This window comes from Kitasatospora sp. GP82, from assembly GCF_029892105.1.
Classification (GTDB): Bacteria; Actinomycetota; Actinomycetes; order Streptomycetales; family Streptomycetaceae; genus Kitasatospora.
Genome location: NZ_JARZAJ010000034.1, coordinates 1 through 16,849 on the forward strand (window position 1 = coordinate 1; position 16,849 = coordinate 16,849).

At 70.1% G+C, this 16,849-nt stretch carries 17 protein-coding genes and 1 pseudogene; 7 read left to right on the forward strand and 11 right to left on the reverse strand.

All coding sequences use genetic code 11. From position 1 onward, the window contains the following. Positions 1–324 precede the first annotated feature (324 nt). Entirely contained in the window at positions 325–1,761 is a 1,437-nt protein-coding gene (gene gndA, locus P3T39_RS27715) for an NADP-dependent phosphogluconate dehydrogenase (RefSeq protein ID WP_280701738.1), read from the forward strand. Positions 1,762–1,852: 91 nt separating this feature from the next. Here the strand turns inward: gndA and P3T39_RS27720 are convergent, their stop codons facing one another. Further along, positions 1,853–2,473 carry a TetR/AcrR family transcriptional regulator gene (locus P3T39_RS27720; protein ID WP_280701739.1) on the reverse strand — a complete coding sequence of 207 codons (621 nt, stop codon included), beginning with the start codon at positions 2,471–2,473 and terminating at the stop codon, positions 1,853–1,855. Between the two features lie 98 nt (positions 2,474–2,571). Here P3T39_RS27720 and P3T39_RS27725 point away from each other — a divergent pair, with 98 nt between their 5' ends. Further along, the gene (locus P3T39_RS27725; RefSeq protein ID WP_280701741.1) at positions 2,572–4,005 is read left to right on the forward strand and encodes an amidase; all 1,434 of its coding nucleotides are present in this window, start codon (positions 2,572–2,574) and stop codon (positions 4,003–4,005) included. Between the two features lie 28 nt (positions 4,006–4,033). Here P3T39_RS27725 and P3T39_RS27730 read toward each other — a convergent pair whose 3' ends face one another. From P3T39_RS27730 to P3T39_RS27745, 4 genes are all read right to left on the reverse strand, one after another. Beyond that, entirely contained in the window at positions 4,034–4,249 is a 216-nt protein-coding gene (locus P3T39_RS27730) for a hypothetical protein (RefSeq protein ID WP_280701743.1), read from the reverse strand. Positions 4,250–4,403: 154 nt separating this feature from the next. Next, on the reverse strand, positions 4,404–4,673 hold the full coding sequence (locus tag P3T39_RS27735) for a hypothetical protein (protein WP_280701744.1): 270 nt from the start codon (positions 4,671–4,673) through the stop codon (positions 4,404–4,406). Between the two features lie 231 nt (positions 4,674–4,904). Further along, positions 4,905–6,176, reverse strand: a complete 1,272-nt coding sequence (locus P3T39_RS27740; RefSeq protein WP_280701746.1) for a flotillin family protein — start codon at positions 6,174–6,176, stop codon at positions 4,905–4,907. A gap of 23 nt (positions 6,177–6,199) precedes the next feature. Continuing rightward, on the reverse strand, positions 6,200–6,424 hold the full coding sequence (locus tag P3T39_RS27745; RefSeq protein ID WP_280701748.1) for a hypothetical protein: 225 nt from the start codon (positions 6,422–6,424) through the stop codon (positions 6,200–6,202). 322 nt (positions 6,425–6,746) lie between these two features. Between P3T39_RS27745 and P3T39_RS27750 the strand changes: the two genes are divergently transcribed. Next, positions 6,747–7,226: a hypothetical protein gene (locus tag P3T39_RS27750; protein ID WP_280701749.1), complete on the forward strand. Its 480-nt coding sequence runs from the start codon at positions 6,747–6,749 to the stop codon at positions 7,224–7,226. A 39-nt stretch (positions 7,227–7,265) separates the two neighbouring features. On the opposite strand, the gene P3T39_RS27755 is transcribed toward P3T39_RS27750, so the two are convergent. Then, positions 7,266–9,911 (reverse strand): SpoIIE family protein phosphatase, encoded by a 2,646-nt coding sequence (locus P3T39_RS27755; protein ID WP_280701751.1) that lies wholly within the window; start codon positions 9,909–9,911, stop codon positions 7,266–7,268. Positions 9,912–10,076: 165 nt separating this feature from the next. Between P3T39_RS27755 and P3T39_RS37625 the strand changes: the two are divergent. Next, positions 10,077–10,301 (forward strand): annotated as a pseudogene (locus tag P3T39_RS37625) (ATP-binding cassette domain-containing protein); the annotation flags it as partial. Positions 10,302–10,352: 51 nt separating this feature from the next. On the opposite strand, the gene P3T39_RS27765 reads toward P3T39_RS37625, so the two are convergent. The 4 genes from P3T39_RS27765 to P3T39_RS27780 all read right to left on the reverse strand — a co-directional run bounded on the left by P3T39_RS27765 (position 10,353) and on the right by P3T39_RS27780 (position 14,379). Continuing rightward, positions 10,353–10,991: a MarR family winged helix-turn-helix transcriptional regulator gene (locus P3T39_RS27765; protein ID WP_348534391.1), complete on the reverse strand. Its 639-nt coding sequence runs from the start codon at positions 10,989–10,991 to the stop codon at positions 10,353–10,355. Positions 10,992–11,374: 383 nt separating this feature from the next. After that, positions 11,375–13,021 (reverse strand): phosphoglucomutase (alpha-D-glucose-1,6-bisphosphate-dependent), encoded by a 1,647-nt coding sequence (pgm, locus tag P3T39_RS27770; RefSeq protein ID WP_280701752.1) that lies wholly within the window; start codon positions 13,019–13,021, stop codon positions 11,375–11,377. A 203-nt stretch (positions 13,022–13,224) separates the two neighbouring features. After that, the gene (locus P3T39_RS27775; protein WP_280701755.1) at positions 13,225–13,542 is read right to left on the reverse strand and encodes a hypothetical protein; all 318 of its coding nucleotides are present in this window, start codon (positions 13,540–13,542) and stop codon (positions 13,225–13,227) included. 330 nt (positions 13,543–13,872) lie between these two features. Then, positions 13,873–14,379, reverse strand: coding sequence for a CAP domain-containing protein (locus P3T39_RS27780; RefSeq protein WP_280701757.1), 507 nt, complete (start codon positions 14,377–14,379; stop codon positions 13,873–13,875). Positions 14,380–14,573: 194 nt separating this feature from the next. Here P3T39_RS27780 and P3T39_RS27785 point away from each other — a divergent pair, with 194 nt between their 5' ends. Next, positions 14,574–14,795 (forward strand): hypothetical protein, encoded by a 222-nt coding sequence (locus P3T39_RS27785; RefSeq protein ID WP_280701759.1) that lies wholly within the window; start codon positions 14,574–14,576, stop codon positions 14,793–14,795. A gap of 119 nt (positions 14,796–14,914) precedes the next feature. Beyond that, positions 14,915–15,253: a hypothetical protein gene (locus P3T39_RS27790; RefSeq protein ID WP_280701761.1), complete on the forward strand. Its 339-nt coding sequence runs from the start codon at positions 14,915–14,917 to the stop codon at positions 15,251–15,253. Positions 15,254–15,693: 440 nt separating this feature from the next. Here P3T39_RS27790 and P3T39_RS27795 read toward each other — a convergent pair whose 3' ends face one another. Further along, the gene (locus P3T39_RS27795) at positions 15,694–16,050 is read right to left on the reverse strand and encodes a helix-turn-helix domain-containing protein (protein ID WP_280701763.1); all 357 of its coding nucleotides are present in this window, start codon (positions 16,048–16,050) and stop codon (positions 15,694–15,696) included. Between the two features lie 98 nt (positions 16,051–16,148). Between P3T39_RS27795 and P3T39_RS27800 the strand changes: the two genes are divergently transcribed. Further along, a complete protein-coding gene (locus P3T39_RS27800) occupies positions 16,149–16,796 on the forward strand; it encodes an NAD(P)H-dependent oxidoreductase (protein WP_280701764.1) in 648 nt (215 codons plus the stop codon). Positions 16,797–16,849 lie beyond the last annotated feature (53 nt).

Below are 16,849 nucleotides of genomic sequence, written 5' to 3' on the forward strand. Positions count from 1 at the left end.
CGCTACGTCGCCCGCGAGATCTACCAACTCATCACCGCAGCCAGGAATCCGACCCCTGCACCAGCGTCAGCCGATTGACATCCATAGGGGCATCACACTCTCCGCCTGTTCCGGCCAGGCGGGTCCGGCCCGGGTGCTGCCGGGACCGCCCCGGTCTCGCCTTCCCCAAGACATGCCTGACGTTCCTTCAGGAGCGACACGCTTGGCCCGCCCGCCTTCCGCTTCCCCGCTTCGTGCATCTGTCGGGACATAGTGGACGGAGCCGTACGCGGGTGGGACGCCGACCGTCCCACGACCCTCGGCGGAGCCAGGAAGGAGTGTCAGGTGACCAGCACGGCACAGATCGGGGTGACCGGGCTCGCAGTGATGGGCCGCAATCTGGCCCGCAACTTCGCGCGGAACGGCTACACCGTCGCCGTTCACAACCGCACTGCGGCCCGAACCCACGACCTGATCGACAACTTCGGACACGAAGGAAGGTTCGTGCCGGGAGAGACGGCCGCGGACTTCGTCGCACTTCTGGAACGTCCCAGGATCCTTCTGGTCATGGTCAAAGCAGGTGAACCCACCGACGAGGTCATCAACGAATTCGCACCGCTGCTCCAAGAGGGCGACATCGTCATCGACGGGGGCAACGCCCACTTCGCCGACACACGCCGCCGCGAGGCGGCCCTGCGCCAGCGGGGCATCCACTTCGTCGGCACAGGCGTTTCGGGCGGTGAGGAAGGTGCTCTGCACGGGCCGTCCATCATGCCCGGCGGCTCGGCGCAGGCGTACCAGAGCGTCGGTCCCATGCTTGAGCGGATCAGCGCGCAGGTGGACGGCGAGCCCTGCTGCTCGCACATCGGCCCCGACGGCGCCGGGCACTTCGTGAAGATGGTGCACAACGGCATCGAGTACGCCGACATGCAGCTGATCGCCGAAGCGTACGACCTGCTGCGCGGTGTGGCCGGGCTTGATCCCGGACAGATCGCCGACACCTTCCGGCGTTGGAACGCGGGACGTCTGGACTCCTACCTCATCCAGATCACCGCCGAAATCCTCGCCCACAGCGACGCCGCGACCGGCAGGCCGTTCGTCGACATCGTGGCCGACCAGGCGGAGCAGAAGGGCACGGGGAGGTGGACCGTACAGACCGCGCTCGACCTCGGGGTACCGGTTCCGGGGATCGCCGAGGCGGTCTTCGCCCGGTCCCTGTCCGGGCACACGGACCTGCGCGCCGCCGCCCGTCCGCTGCCCGGCCCGAACGCGGCCACACTCGACGCGCAGGAGGCCGCCCGCTTCGCCGATCAGGTCGAACATGCCCTCTACGCCTCGAAGATCGTCTCCTACGCGCAGGGCTGGAACATGATCCAAGCCGGTGGTGCCACCTACGGCTGGGACATCGACCTGGGCACTGTCGCCACGATCTGGCGCGGTGGTTGCATCATCCGCGCGGCGTTCCTCGACCGGATCCGCGGCGCCTACGCCGCCGACTCCACGCTGCCCACCCTGCTCGCGGACACCCGGTTCGCCCAGGAGATCGGCGACGCCGAGGCTTCGTGGCGGACCGTGGTGTCGGCCGCAGCACAGCACGGCATCCCCGCACCCGGGTTCTCCGCCGGTCTGGCGTACTACGACGCCCTGCGCGCCGAGCGACTGCCTGCCGCCCTCATCCAGGCCCAGCGCGACTACTTCGGCGCCCACACCTACCGGCGCACCGACCGCGAGGGCACCTTCCACACCCTCTGGTCCGAAGGAGGCAAGGAGGTCGAGGCGTAGACCGGCTCGGTCCCCCGACGGTGGCAGCCGTGATGCCCCCCTGCCGATGGCGGACGGTGAGCCGGACCGCGCTCCGGCGGTCCGGGACGCTTCAGGTGGTGTGGCGAGGCCGGGCAGGCCGCTCCCAGAGGCTGCCCAGGTGCGCGTGGAGGACGTCCTGCGCCTCCTGCGGGGTGAGGTGGCCGATGAGGACGTGCGCGGTGAGGCCGTCCGCAAGCGCGAGGAGGGTGCGGGCCTCGCGTTGCGGGTCGAGGGGCACGGCGCACTCGGCGCTCTCGCAGGCCTCCGAGATGAGGCGGGTGAACGCCTTCTGCAGGGCCGTGTAGTTGGCCTTCAGCGTGTCGGCGAGCGGCTCGCTGACCGCTGCCTGCGCGACGAAGGCGAGCCAGACCCGTGCTTCGGCGCGATGCTCCTCACGGAGCAGTGCGATTTCGGTGGCCGCGTGGCCCAGGGCGGTGGCGGCCGACTGGGCCGGGCTCCGGACGAGGCGGGCCTGCACGCGCTCGGTGATCCGCTCGCCGATGTGCCCGAGAGCGAAGACGAGCATCTCTTCCTTGGTGCGGAAGCACCTCTGAACGGCGCCCATCGACACCTGTGCGCGGGCGGCGACGTCGCGCAGGGTCACGCCCTCCAATCCGCATTCGTCGGCGAGGAGGCAGACGGCCTCGGCGATGACGCGGCGCCTTCTCTCGTGATCCACCTGCCTGGGCATCTGCGGTCGCCTCCCGTTATTCGATGCGCTTGTATCGAATCTCAGGCTACAGTTCCGATGCAAGTGCATCGGAACGTGGATGGGGAGAGGTGCGAGCCGTGAAGGACGCCCTGTGGAAGATGCCGGCCACCGCGCAGGCGCAGGCGGTACGCGGCGGAGAGGTTTCGGCCGTCGAGCTGGTCGACAGTCACCTGGAGCGCATTGCCGAGGTCAACCCGCAGGTGAACGCGGTCACGCAGCTCCTGGCGGAGCGCGCCCGCGACGCCGCCGTGCGGACGGACCGGCGGCGGGCGGCGGGGGAGGAGCTGGGGCCGCTTGCGGGCGTGCCGTTCACGGTGAAGGAGAGCACCGCCATCGAGGGCGTGCCGACGACGTTCGGCACGGCGCGCTTCCGCGATCTGGTGGCCCCGGCCGACGCACCCCCGGTGGCACGGCTGCGCGCGGCCGGGGCGATACCGATCGGGCACAGCAACATGCCCACCCTGATCCTGGCCGGGATGCACACGCGCAGCGAGCTGTTCGGCGACACGGCCAACCCGTGGGACCGCGGCCGGACCCCTGGCGGTACCAGCGGGGGCGACGGGGTGGCCGTCGCCACGGGCATGGCGGCGCTCGGGCTCGGCAACGACTCCGGCGGATCGGTGCGCATCCCGGCCTCGTTCTGCGGCGTGGCAGGGCTGAAGCCGACCAGCGGGCGGTTCCCCGCCGACCACCGCATCCTCGGCCCGGAGGACCCGGGACCGGCGTCCCAGATGCTGGTCACCGACGGCCCGTTGGCCCGCAGCGTCCTCGACCTGCGGCTGGCGTACGAGGTGCTGGCCGGGGCCGATCCTCGGGACCCGCGGGCCGTGCCGGTGCCCGTCTACGGCGAGCCCCTGTCCTGGCCGGTGAAGGTCGCGGTCGTGGCGGATCCCGGTGGGCACGGCGTCCACCCCGTAGTGCGCGGGGCCGTCGCGAGCGCGGCCGACGCCCTGCGCGACGCCGGATACGACGTGCGGGAGGTGCCGGACGTGCCGCGACTGGACGAGGCCCTCGACGCGTACGGCCGGATCACCGTGACCGAGTTCGCCCCGACCTGGCCGGTGGTGCGGCGGCTCCTCGGCGAAGGCGGGGACCGATACATCGAGATGACGATGGAGCAGACCCCGCCCGCAAGCGCGGCGGAGTTCATGAAGCTCATGGGCACCTGGATGAACATCCGCCGCTCCTGGGCCGAATTCCTCGACGAATACCCGCTGTTGCTCGGCCCGGTGTTCACGGAGCCGCCCGTCGAGCCGGGGCTGGAGTCACGCGACAGGGCAGGGCGGGACCGGGTCGGGTCGGGAATGCGCCTGTGCACCGCGACCAGCTTCGTGGGCGTGCCCGGCGTGGCAGTACCGACCGGTGTGACCGACGGACTGCCGTCCGGAGTGCAGATCGTCGGGCGCGCGTTCCGGGAGGACCTGTGCCTGGCTGCGGCCCAGGCGATCGAGGACCGGCTCGGAGTGCTCACACCTGTCGATCCGCGCGGGGGAGCACGGGCGCGAGAGTGAAGGGTCGCGCCCGTGGCCCGGGCGGGAACTACTGGTAGTCGTCCTCGTCCAGCGCGACAACCCGGGCCTGCTCCACGGCGTCGGCTTCGTTGGCGCTGTCCGGGTCGATGTGGGTGAGCGGGTCGTCATGCTCCGGGCGGATGTCGGCGTGCTGCTCGGCGGCGTCGGCCTCGGGCGTCTCCGCAGCGGGTTCCGCCAGGTCGTCGTTCTCGAAGGTTTCCGGGTCGGTCGGGTCGACAGGCACGTGGTCTCCTCGTTGCTCTCGGTGGTGACGCGTGACGACCGTAGCGGTGCCGCCCGCTCGGGGAGGCTTCGGCGCGCAGTGGTACGAGGGTCCTGAATGCTCACGACCGACCGAAAGAGCCAGCGCTCACCGAGTTCGACGGCGCGAGGTTCCGTCAGTCCTCCAAGTCGGGCGTTTCGCGCTGGTCCAGGGCGTCAAGTGCCCTGCTGTGCCAGGCCCGGCGCGCGTGCGCGATCTGTTCAGGGGTGAAGATCCCGTGCTCGGCCTGGTGCGCCTCGATGATCTCGCGGGTCTTGACCAGGGCGAGCGCGTGCTCCGCCGCGTCGACGAGGAAGCGGTTGAAGTCGCTGCGTTCTTCGATCTCGTGGACCAGTCGGGCTGGCAGCCTTATCGTCTTCGTCACGATGTTTCGGTCGTCGGTCATGGTTCGACGGTAGCGGTCAGTGGTGGTGGTAGGACTGTAATCCCGGAAACCCGCACCTGCGCCGGGGCCCGGCCGGGGCGTCAACGCGCCGCTGAGCCGCCGCAGTTGTCCATCACGGCCCGATACCGATGTACCGGCCGCTCGCAGGAGAACACCGCAACTCGGTGATCTGGCCACGGGTTTCCACACGGGATCAGTGCTCTTTGCGGCCGTTGACGAGCCGCGGTGCGGTCAGCCGTTCTCGGAAGCGGTGTCGTCCGTCGTTCGCACGGGCCCGTGTTGGCCTCGGTCCCGGGTGTTGGGCGACTGCTTCAGCGTGTCGAGAATCGCCAGGCCCTGTCCGACGATTCCTGCCACGACCTGGCTGACACCCTCGGTTCCGTTGAGGATGGTCAGGTTCGCTCCGGCGATGCCGCGGGCGGCCGAGTCAGCCAGCGCGGGCAGGGATTCGATGACGCGGTTCGCGGCGATGAGCTCCTGGTTGCCGCCCTTGAGCGAGTCGGCGCGGGCGTTGTTGGCATCGGCCTGTGCCTGCGCGGTGGTCCGTTCGGCGTATGCGCTCGCGTCGGCCTGGACCTTGACCGCCTCCCCTTCCGCAGTGGCGAGCGTGGTCCGCCGGTAGGCCTCGCCCTCCGCCTGGAACTTGGCCTGGTCGCGCTGGGCTTCGGCCAGGGTGCGCTGCCGGTATGCCTCCGCGTCGGCCGGGCGCCGGACCTCGGCCTCCAGCCGCTGGGCGGCCAGGTCGGCCTGCCGTCCGGCCAGGGTGGTCTGCTCCTCGATGACCTCCTGGGACGCCCGGGCCTCGGCCAGCGGCCCGGCCTGGGCCGCCCGGGCGTTGGCCTGTTCGATCTCGGCCTGGAAACCGGCGCGCTTGATCGCCGTGTCCCGCTCGTACTCGGCCCTCAGCGCGGCCGCCTGCTGCTCGCGCTCGGTGGCTTCCTGGTCGGCCTTGGCCTGGGCGATGCGGGCTTGGCTGGCGACGGCGGCGGCGTGGGGAGCGGCGAGATTGGTGATGTAGCCGGAGGTGTCCTCGATCTCCTGGATCTGCAGCGCGTCCACGACGATACCCAGCTTCTCCATCTCGCTGTGGCTGCCCTCCTTGACCTCCTGGGCCACCCGGTCCCTCTCGCGGATGATCTGCTCCACCGTCAACCCGCCGATGATGGACCGCAGATGGCCCGCGAAGATCCGGCCGACGAGCTCCTCCATCCGGTTCTGCTCGGACAGGAACCGGCGGGCCGCATTGGCGATCGACGCGAAGTCGTCGCCGACCTTGAACACGGTGACGGCCCGGACGTTCAGCCGGATGCCCTGCTGGGTAACGCAGTCTTCCGTGATCTCCGCCTCCCGGAGCGCCAGCGAGAGGATGCGGGCCTTCTGCTTGACCGGCATGACGAAACTGCCGTGCCCGGTGACGATCCGGAACTGGGTGTCCTGCGCCTGCCGTTTGGAGCCGGAGATCAGCAGCGCCTCGTTCGGCGCGGGAACGTGCCAGAACAACATGGGAGGACTCCTGTCATGTCGGGTTATGGAGACGTGAAGGGGATGACGACAACCGACCGCGCGGACGTCCATTCCACGACGATGACGCGCGTGTGCCTGGCGATCGGTTCATCGGCCCAGGCCGCGTACGCCTCGCTTCCACCACGTACCGGCAGCAGAACCTCGCCCGGGCCGCCGCGAGGGATGGAAACGGTCACCCGGCCGATGGCGCCGATCGGATTCTGGTCCGTGTCGTCAGACGAGCCCATCCGGTGTTCCTGCCCTCTACTGCAGCGCCTCATTCTCAATATAGCGATCAAGACACCGTCCGGAGCTCATCATCGCGATGGGTCGGCTCGGTCAGTCCGCCGCGCATTGCCGTTCCGCAGGACACCGGCTCGCCGAAGTGGTGGTGGGTGTCGTACAGGTCGGTCGGCCCGTCGGCGGCGTGCACGGTCGCGTACGTGACGGACGATCAGGGGTCCGATCAGCAGGCTCGCGACGGCAACCGCGGTGATCGTGGCCGTCGGGAGTGGCAGGGCGGCAGAAAGGCACTGGTGCGGCCGCGTTGATTCGGACAAGCTGCACCGTATGGACTGGATGCCCCTGCTCTCCACGCTGACCGGTGCCGTCATCGGTATCACCGCAACCCTGATCGCCGATCGCAACCGGTGGCGGCGCGAGGAGAGCCGGCACGCGCTGGAAGTGCGGCGCCAGGTGTACACGGAGTACGTCACCGCGCTCAAAGCAGCTGGTGAGGAGATACGGGCCGTCGCACTGGGCGATCACATGTCCGAGTCGGCGCGTGACGCGGCCGTGCGGGAGGCCTTCCGCAGCACCGGCCTGTACACGGCGGGCGAACGCCTCTGGCTCGTGGGCCCGCCGCAGGTCGTGGCGGCCGGGAACGAGGCGTTTCACAGCCTGCGCCAAATACGCGACGCCTACGCCCGGGGCGTGGCTGTCGACTCCGCCGAGGCTGCGCCCCTGATCGAGCAGCGTCGCACGGCCATGGCCCGGATGCGCGGCCTCATGCGTGAGGACATGGGCAGCGGGCCCCTCGGCATCGAATGACCACCCGGGATCGAATGACCACCCGGGAACGGACGACCATCACCGCGTCGTGGCGTGTCCCTCGGGGGGAGGGAGCACATGGGCCATGATCACGGCGATGTCGTCCTCGGCTCCTTCCGTCTCCAGCGCGGCGAGCACGGCGTCGCAGGTCTCCTCGAGGTTCCGGCCGCGGTCGGCGAGAGTCCTGCACAGCAGGTTCATCCCCTGGTCGATGTCCTGGCCGCGCCGCTCGATCAGACCGTCGGTGTAGAGCACCAGGATGCCGTCCTCGGGGATGGTGACCTTCACGCTCTCGAACCCGGCTCCGCCGACCCCCAGCGGTACCGCGGGAGGCAGCTCGATCGGCTGGGTGGAGCCGTCGCGAGCCACCACCACCGGAGGCAGATGCCCGGCGCTCGCAGCGGTGCAGCTGCGATCGGCCGGGTCGTACACCGCGCAGACGCAGGTGGCGAACTGGCCCTCGCCGATGTCGGCAGCCGTCTCGTCGAGCCGTGTCAGGACCTGGTCGGGCGTCAGGTCCAGGGTGGCCAGCGTACGAGCCACCGTGCGGAGCTGGCCCATGGTCGCCGCGGCCCGCATACCGTGGCCCATCACATCGCCCACGATGAGTGCGAGCCGGTCACCGGAGAGCGGCACGACGTCGAACCAGTCCCCGCCGACCTCGCTCACCACACTGCTGGGCAGATAGCGATAGGCGATCTCCACGCCCGGCGTGGGGCGGATGTGCTGGGACAGCAGGCCGCGCTGCAGGATGAGCGCGGTCTCGTGCTCGCGCCGGTAGAGGCGTGCGTTGTCGATGGACACCGCGGCGCGGGCCACCAGCTCCTCGGCGAGAGCCACGTCAGCGGGGGTGAACGGCTCGGGATTGCGCGTCCGGAAGAACTCAGCCCCGCCGAGGACCGCGCCCCGGGCGAGGACGGGCACCATCAGAAAGGAGTGGATGCCCGCGGCGAGGGCGGGCGCCACCCGGTCCTGCGAGCTGACGATGCCGGCCAGGGAGGTCTCGTCCACCTCGGGCACCAGGATCGACTGCCCGGTACGGAGGCTCTTCGCATAGTCCCGGGCAGGGTCGAACTCGGAGGCTTCCCCCACCGCGTCGGCGGTAGCGGTCAGCCCCGAGGCGTACGCATCGCCCACGGCGACCGTGCGCAGCACCACGCTCTGGTCGTCACGCAGCTTGTACGGCTCGTCCCCGCGCAGCACGGGGTCCAGCAGATCGACGGTGACGAAGTCGGCGAAGCGCGGGAGGACGACCTCGACGAGCTCCTCGGCGGTGCGCTGGAGATCGAGCGTGGTGCCGATGCGGGTGCTTGCCTCGTTGAGCAGGGCAAGCTGCTCCCGGGCGGCGTTGGCCTGCCGCAGAGTCTCGTGCTCGTGCAGGTACAGGCGGGCGTTGTCGATGGAGACCGCCGCCCGGGAGACGAGCTCGTCGCCGAAGGCGAAGTCCTGGGCGTCGAAGGGCTCCCGGTCGTTGTGCCGGGCGTAGACGACCACGCCCAGGACCGTGCCGCGGGCGACGAGCGGTGACACCTGCAGGGGCTGGGTCTCGTGCCGGAGGTAGGAGCGCACTCCGCCGAACGGATTGTCGGCGAGCGGCGGCAGGTTCCGGCCGGACACGGTCAGTGTGCGGCCGGCCACCATCGCCTGTGTGTAGGGCGAGCCCGGAGGAAGGCGGTACACGCCTTCCGTCGGCAGGTCTTCGATGGGGAAGCGCGGGTGCGCGGCGGCCAGCGCGAGACGCCGTACCAGCATCGTGCCCGCGGCCTCGCCCACCTCCGGGTCGGTGTCCGCGAGCAGCCGCTCCCGGACCAGTACTCCGCACAGGTCGGCGAGCCGCGGCACGATCTCGCCGGCCAGCTCGCGGGCAGTCCGGCGCAGATCGAGCGTGGTGCCGATCCTGGCGGTGGCCTCCGCCAGATGGGTGAGTCGTTCCTGCGCCCGGGCCGCCTGGGCCTCGGCCCTGAACCGTTCGGTGACATCAATGATCGAGGAGGCGACGCCGAGGATCTGGCCGGATGGCGACTCCATCCGGAAGTACGAGGCCGACCAGGCCCGATCGTGCTCGGGATTGCCGGGGGTGCGGCCGTGCGACCTGGCGTCGAGGACCGGCTCACCCGTGGCCAGCACGTGCCGCATCGCCTCCTCGATCTCGGCGGCGTTGATACCCGGCAGCGCTTCGCTGAGGCGTCTGCCGAGGTGCTGCTGCGACGAGAGGCCGTTCATCTGCGCGAGCGCGGGATTGATGCGGACGAAGCGCAGGTCGGTGTCGTAGACGGCCAGGCCGATCGGGGACTGGGTGAAGTAGCCGTCCAGGATGACGAGGTCCGCCTCGACCTGGTTCAGCGCCCGCACGTCGGATGCGGTGGCGAGGACGAGGAGCCGCCCGTCGGGTCCGGCGATCGGGTAGGTCCGGAACTCGAGCTCCACCTGGTGGCCGTCCCGGTGCCGCACCGGGAACACTCCCGACCAGCCCCGGCCCGATGTGACGCGGTCGAACAGGCCGAGAGCCGCAGGACGCTGTTCGTCGGCCAGCAGCAACTGGGCTGCGAAGCTGCCGACGGCCTCCTCCGCGGAGTAGCCGAGCAGCGCCTCGGCGTCCTCACTCCAGTGCAGGAACCGCCCGTCGCCATCGAGCAGGGCGGTCGCGAGGGGGAGCAGTCGGTGACCGCCCAGCCGCGCTGCCACTACCCCCGTCGGCCCCTGGCGGGCTCCTTCAGCGGAGTCCGACTCGCTTCGGTGCATCGTCAAGAAACCATCCAGACGTCATCGCCTGCTCCAACGCACTGTCTCCGCAGACCGCACCTCCAGAGTGCAACGTCACCTGCCGTTCGGCGAGTACGCGGAACATACATGTCGTGTTCATGTCGGCGAAGTGGGGGCGCGGTCGGCACATCCGCCCGGCCGACCGTGACCGCGTGCTCACCCTTGAACCGCGGCTATGCCGCCGAACTCCTGGCCGCCGTCGACTTGCCGGCGGACTTCGCGAGCCGCTACCCGCACGAACTGTCCGGCGGGCAGCGTCAGCGCGTGTCCATCGCCCGGGCACTGGCCGCCGAGCCCGACATCCCGCTGTGCGACGAGGTCACCTCCGCCCTCGACGCCGACACCGCCGCCGGCATCATGGCCCTACTGACCGGCCTCCGGGCCGAGCGAGGGCTTGCACTCGCGCTCATCAGCCACGACCTCCCCCTGGTCACCGACCACGCGGACACCCTGATCACCCTCGACCAAGGCCGCACCACCGAAGGGGCGGGGCACGCGCCGCCCGTACCCCTTCCATCGGGCGACCGCCTGCGGTGGCGCTGACCGGGGCCTTTCGGCCCTGGCCGCCGAGGCGCACACGCGCAGCAGCAAGGCGTTCAGCTGCGCCCGCTCACCTCTCGTCAGAGGCATCAGAAGATCGTCCTGGACGGCCGCGCTCTCGGCGTACAACTCATCCAGCAGTACCTGCCCGGTGGGGGTCAGCATGACCAGCTGACGACGACGGTCCGCGGTGTCCCGCACGCACTCGACGTACCCGGCGGCGATGAGGTCGTCGAGAGTCTTGACCGTGTCGGTGCGGTCGATGTCCAGACGGGCCGCCAGCTCGGTCTTCGCGTGCGGCCCGAACTCGGCCAGGGCCGAGAGCATCGACAGATGCCACACCCGCACCCCACGCTCCGCGAGCTGCACCGCGAGCCTGCGCCGAGCCTCCTTGCCGACCTGCGACAGCAGATGGACCGTCTGCTGGAGCGGCCTGGAGGACCCTTTCCTACCGTCGTACATGCGTATTCCAACCACTACGGAGGCCACGATCCCGTGCTGCCCGTCTCCCTGAGGCGGGGCGCACATCGTGGCCAGAGGCCGCCCAGGGGACCGGCGACACACCCGGCCCCTCCCGCAGGGCCCCGGCACGTCGACAGGTTTCGATCACTGTGACCACAACACCCGGGCGAGGGACGGTTCTTCGGCCAGACCTGGAGCAGTTCCACGCGCCGGGGTGCCCCACCAGTATCGTCTACATCAATGTAGACGATACTGGTGGGGCTTGCCATTGCGGACAGGGGCGGACCCACCAGCCAGGCGTTCCCCGGGGCTGATCGGCCTCTGGACAGGCCGCATGCAGCAGCGTCGCTCAGGGGCGCAGGTCGCCGGCCGGCGGCGCTTGATCAGGTCGCGGCGCCGAGGGCGACGGACACGACGGCCTTGGCCTCCTCCTGGACGCCGGCGAGGTGGTCGGGGCCGAGGAACGACTCGGCGTAGATCTTGTACACGTCCTCAGTGCCGGAGGGGCGGGCCGCGAACCACGCGTTGCGGGTGGTCACCTTGATCCCGCCGATCGGGGCGCCGTTGCCGGGCGCCTCGGTGAGGACGGCGGTGACCGGCTCGCCCGCGAGGGTGTCCGCCGCCACCTGTTCCGGCGAGAGCCTGGCGAGGACTGCCTTCTCCTCCCGGGACGCGGGCGCGTCGATCCGGGCGTAGGCGGGAGCGCCGAAGCGGTCGGTGAGCGCGGCGTAGTGTTCGGACGGGGAGCTGCCGGTCACGGCGATGATCTCGGAGGCGAGCAGGGCGAGGATGATGCCGTCCTTGTCGGTCGTCCAGACCGAACCGTCGCGGCGCAGGAAGGAAGCCCCGGCCGACTCCTCTCCGCCGAAGCCGAGCGATCCGCTCACCAGGCCGTCGACGAACCATTTGAAGCCGACGGGCACCTCCACCAGCTTGCGGCCCAGCTCTGCGGCCACCCGGTCGATCATGCCGGAGGACACCAGGGTTTTGCCGATCCCCGCTGCGCCGGGCCACCTGTCGCGGTGCGAGTAAAGGTAGTTGACGGCGACGGCGAGGTACTGGTTGGGGTTCATCAGGCCGGCGTCCGGGGTGACGATTCCGTGCCTGTCGGCGTCGGCATCGTTGCCGGTGGCCACCTGGTAGGTGTTGCGCTGCGAAATCAGCGAGGCCATCGCGTAGGGGGAGGAGCAGTCCATGCGGATCTTGCCGTCCCAGTCCAGGGTCATGAAACGCCAGGTGGGATCGGTCAGCGGGTTGACCACCGTCAGGTCCAGGCGGTGCTCCTCGGCGATCCGGCTCCAGTAGGCAACCGACGCACCGCCCATCGGGTCCGCCCCGATCCGTACCCCTGCGGAGCGCACCGCGTCCAGGTCGACCACGGCGGGCAGGTCCTCGACGTAGCGGCCCAGGAAGTCGTACCGCCCGGTCGTCGGCACCGTCAGCGCACGGGCGTAGGGCAACCGCCGCACATCCTTGAGACCGCCGGTGATGAGTTCGTTGGCCCGGTCCTGGATCCATGCCGTCGCCGCCGAGTCGGCGGGGCCGCCGTTCGGCGGGTTGTACTTGAAGCCGCCGTCGGCGGGCGGGTTGTGCGACGGTGTGACCACCACACCGTCCGCGAGGCCGCCGGTCCGGCCGCGGTTGTGGGTGAGGACGGCGTGCGACACAGCCGGTGTGGGGGTGTAGCCGTCGGCGGAGTCGATGAGCACGGAGACGTCGTTGGCGGCGAAGACCTCGACGGCGGTCACCCGTGCGGGCTCGGACAGCGCGTGGGTGTCGGCGCCGAGGAAGAGCGGGCCGTCCGTGCCCCGCATCGCCCGGTAGTCGCAGATCGCCTGGCTGGTCGCCGCGATGTGGTCCTCGTTGAACGCCGTGGCCAGTGACGACCCCCGATGCCCGGAGGTGCCGAAGGCCACGCGCTGGGCGGGGTCGGCGGGGTCGGGGTGCAGTGCGTAGTACGCGGTCACCAGCCGGGCGACGTCGACCAAGTCCGTCGGCCGCGCCGGCTGCCCCGCTCGCTCGTGAGGCATCTGCGCTCCTCTCACATCCGGTCCGGTCACCACATCCTCACAGGCGCCGGCCGGTCCCGTCAGGCCCGACACGAGATACGGCCGGATATCGACGGCGAGGTTGCGTCCGAGTCGTACGACCCGGTGCGCGCAGGTGCCTGCGGTTCCTTCTGCGGGCCCGGAGCGAGCCGTTCGCTGCGCAGGGCAGGCCGTCAGGGGTGTTGTCAGTCGGCCTCGTCGGGGGACAGGTTCGGGATGTCGGCCCGGCACAGGGTGACCAGCAGGCCGTACGCCTCGCCCTGGGAGCTCTTGGCCGGGTGGAGTTCGGCGTTCTGTTCCCGGAGCCGTGCGGCAAGTGCGTGGGCCTCGTCCGGGGTGAGCCAGAGATGGCGCAGTACGGAGTGCTTCGCCTGGCCGGGGCGCGCGGGCAGCATCTCGCCCAGGGCCGCATTGGTGAGGAACTCGGAGCCGTCCTCTGCGTCCTCGTCGAGTTCGAAGCTCCGGCTGACCAGCGCGAAGTACTGCTCGGTGCCGCCGCGCACCTGCCGGATCTCGGAGCCAACTCTCCCCTGGAGAGAGGGTGTTGTGCGAGTGTTCGCCCGATCTGTCTCTGAGCCGGCGTGGGGCGGCGGCTACGTGCGGGTTCCCCCCCCGGGGGGGGTACGCGGGTCCTCGGGAGGGGCAGGGTGTATGGGACACGCTCGCCCCTGCCCCCAACTCAGGCGCACCGCAGCGGAACGTCAACGCCCATGCTGCAAAGGCGGCTTCACCGAACCGGCGCGAGCCGCCCGTGCACCCGCACAACGCCCTCTGAACAACCGCAGTAACCGACGTCAGTCAACTCTCAAACGGCATTGGGGATGCCGGGTGAGTCAGCTCCCGTACCGGCACACCGTGACCCACCCGGCGCCGGAGATGGGAACGCCGCTCTTCGCACCGCATCCCATTCTGTGGTAACTGCCGTTGATCATGTTGTAGTAGTGGCCCCAGCGGTAGTATCCGGCCTGGTTGGCGAAGGGGTCATGGTTGGGATCGGCGTCGTAGACGCTCTTCTCGCTGGCCCACTGCCCCGTGGCCTGGTTCGGCGGATAGCCCGACATGTTCTCAGCGGCGTTGCTTATCGCGGCGTGGTGCAGCTGGCCGCCCGAAGTGGATGCCGGGTCATCAGCCCAGGACTGGGCCTCGGCGGCAAGTGCGCTGTCCCAGGTCAAAGCCGACTGACCGGCCTGTTGGCGCACGCTGTTGGTCTCGGAGAGGATGGCCTGCTGCTCGGCGGCGCTGATCTCGGCGGGGAGCCCTGCCGAGTTGGAGACGGTCGCGGTAGCAGCCGGTGCCAGTATCGTCCCTCCGGTCATCAGCGCCACTGCGACGATGGCCATGGCGCGATGGTGTACCCGAGTAGGATTTTTCATTGCGACTCCCTGGTCGCACAGAAAACAGCAGCAAGTGCCGGCCTGAATCACGGCTGTCACGGAAGCGGGCCGCACGGCCGGCTCATGCGATGGCCAGGAAGCCATCGGCAGCAAACTGGTCTGGTCGGCGGCCGCATGGCCGCCCTCGGTAGGACCAGCGTATGTCTGGGGTTTCTGTGCGGCGAACGGAGACACCGGCCGTTTTCGAGCACGCCGAGAACGGCCTTCGCGCCAAGGAGTTCTGCCGGGCTCTCGACACCGGTCTGGAACCGAAGCAGGTCGAAGGCATACGAGCCAAGCTCAAGCGCCTCGTCGGCCGAGGCATCCTGACCGAGCCCGCACCCGGACTGTTCATCCTGCCCAGCCCGAAGACCGGCACGTAGCCACCACCCCGACACCGCCCCAGAACGAAATCGGACGAGAGCTCACAAAGCTCCTTCTGGGCACGGGAGTTGGACGACACATCCGGCAGGACTGCCCCCGGAACCGGTAAGGTCCGGGCGTGGCCAGGACATTGCGGTTGGCGGTTGCGCAGAGCACGGTGCCCGAGGATCCGACCGACCGTACGGCGGTGCGGGCGGCGGGGGAGGAGATCCGGTCCTTGATGCGCCGGGCTGCCGGGGCCGGAGCGAGGCTGGTGCAGTTCCCGGAAGGCGAGATCGTCTACCCGGGCAAGCACGTGATGGCGACGGGAACGACCGGCGAACCCGCTCCCGCGGACTGGAGCAGGTCTGCGTGGGACGTTCTGCGCGAGGAGGCCGAGGCGACCGCCCGCCTGGCGGGCGAACTCGGCCTGTGGGCGGTGTTCGGGTCGATCCACCCGTTCACGCCTCCGCTCTGACGCCATGACACGCCGCCGCAGGGCCGGTCACAACGGTCTGCCGGTGGCGCGTCTGCCGGTGGCGCGTCGGCCGGTCGGAGCCGGCGCCGACCACCTGGACCGACCTGTGCAGGGCGGCGGGCATCGACCGCACCGGTATCGGCGGGGACTTGGACGGCACCGCCCTCGTCCCGGTACGCCTGGAGCGTCACCAGCATGCGGAAGCACGATCGACTTCACCGAATCCGTGCCCGATCCCATTCGGCCGGTGGAAGACAGCAGCCCCGCCCCTGTGGTCACGCCGGTCTGCTCGCCGGACGCTGCTGCGCTCTACAGTTCGGTCCGGCCGCAGACTTCGCGGTCGGGGTCCGCGAGCAGGGCCCTGTGGCGGCGCCTGGACTGTACTTCTCCAGGTCTTCCGGATGGGCCACGCCGGCTCGGCGGCCTCGCGCGGACGCTGCTCATAACTCGCCCTGGCAGGGCCCGTTGTTACGCAGATGCTCCGCCGCCCAGCGCCCCAGCTCCATCAGTGCGGGCTCCAGCGCCTTGCCCGCCTCGGTCAACCGGTAGGCGACCCGAAGCGGGGGGCCGGCGTCCACCTCTCGCAGGAGCAGACCTGCAGTGCCGAGCTCGGTGAGCCGGTCCGACAGCATGCGCTCGCTGATCCCCGGGATGGCCCGCCGCAGGTCGGCGAAGTAGGCGGGCCCTGGAATCAGGGTGGCGACGATCAGGCCGGTCCAGCGCTTGCCGAAGAGCTGGAAGACGCGCGTCACGCCTTCGTCGACGGTCCTGCACGTCTGCTCGCTGTGGTTCGCCATGTCCCCAGGGTAGCCTTCCCGTATGTAGCTGCAAAAAAGTAAGCTCCTGTGTTATTAATAGCTACGTAAGAAATTTCCCCACTCGCCCGGAGCTTGCCATGGCCACCCTGCTGCACCTCGACTCCTCCGCCCTCCCTCAGGGCTCCGCCTCACGCGACGTCACGGCCACCTTCCGCAAGGCATGGGAGGAGCAGCACCCCGAGGGCAAGGTCGTCTACCGCGATCTCGCCGCCGAGCCGCTGCCGCACCTTACCGCTGCGGGTGTCAGCGCCCCGTTCACCGACCCGGCCGACCGTACGGAGGAGCAGAACGCCGCCCTGGCCCTGCGCACCGAGCTGGCCGAGGAGCTGGAGAACGCGGACGCGGTGCTCATCGGTGCCCCGATGTACAACCTGACGATCCCCTCCAGCCTCAAGGCGTGGCTCGACCAGGTGATCATCATGGGCCGCACCGGAGGCGAGAACTCCTCCGTCGCGGGCAAGCCCGTCACCGTCGTCGCCAGCCGCGGTGGCTCCTATGCGCCGGGCACCCCGCGTGAGGGCTTCGAGTTCGCGACCAACTACCTGGAGAAGGTCCTTGGCGGGCTGCTCGGCCTCAAGGTCGACCTCATCGTGCCCGAGCTGACCAGGGCCCGCTCCGTCCCGGCGATGGCCGACCTGATCGGCAAGTCGGACGCCTCCCGCGAAAAGGCCCACGAGGAGGCCGCCGCGAAGGCCAAGGCGCTGGCTGCCCAGCTTTCCGCCTGATCAGCGCCCGGGGCGGGGTCGAGGGCAGCAGCTGCCGCCGACCCCGCCCCTTC

What these genes read in the sequence shown, in the direction of transcription:
- P3T39_RS27795 (WP_280701763.1), bottom strand. Translation starts at nt 16,050, where the DNA reads ATGGCGAACCACAGCGAGCAGACGTGCAGGACCGTCGACGAAGGCGTG.
- P3T39_RS27720 (WP_280701739.1), bottom strand. Translation starts at nt 2,473, where the DNA reads ATGCCCAGGCAGGTGGATCACGAGAGAAGGCGCCGCGTCATCGCCGAG.
- P3T39_RS27780 (WP_280701757.1), bottom strand. Translation starts at nt 14,379, where the DNA reads ATGGCCATCGTCGCAGTGGCGCTGATGACCGGAGGGACGATACTGGCA.
- P3T39_RS27785 (WP_280701759.1), top strand. Translation starts at nt 14,574, where the DNA reads ATGTCTGGGGTTTCTGTGCGGCGAACGGAGACACCGGCCGTTTTCGAG.
- P3T39_RS27800 (WP_280701764.1), top strand. Translation starts at nt 16,149, where the DNA reads ATGGCCACCCTGCTGCACCTCGACTCCTCCGCCCTCCCTCAGGGCTCC.
- P3T39_RS27765 (WP_348534391.1), bottom strand. Translation starts at nt 10,991, where the DNA reads ATGTACGACGGTAGGAAAGGGTCCTCCAGGCCGCTCCAGCAGACGGTC.
- P3T39_RS27740 (WP_280701746.1), bottom strand. Translation starts at nt 6,176, where the DNA reads ATGTTGTTCTGGCACGTTCCCGCGCCGAACGAGGCGCTGCTGATCTCC.
- P3T39_RS27750 (WP_280701749.1), top strand. Translation starts at nt 6,747, where the DNA reads ATGGACTGGATGCCCCTGCTCTCCACGCTGACCGGTGCCGTCATCGGT.
- P3T39_RS27735 (WP_280701744.1), bottom strand. Translation starts at nt 4,673, where the DNA reads ATGACCGACGACCGAAACATCGTGACGAAGACGATAAGGCTGCCAGCC.
- P3T39_RS27745 (WP_280701748.1), bottom strand. Translation starts at nt 6,424, where the DNA reads ATGGGCTCGTCTGACGACACGGACCAGAATCCGATCGGCGCCATCGGC.
- pgm (WP_280701752.1), bottom strand. Translation starts at nt 13,021, where the DNA reads ATGCCTCACGAGCGAGCGGGGCAGCCGGCGCGGCCGACGGACTTGGTC.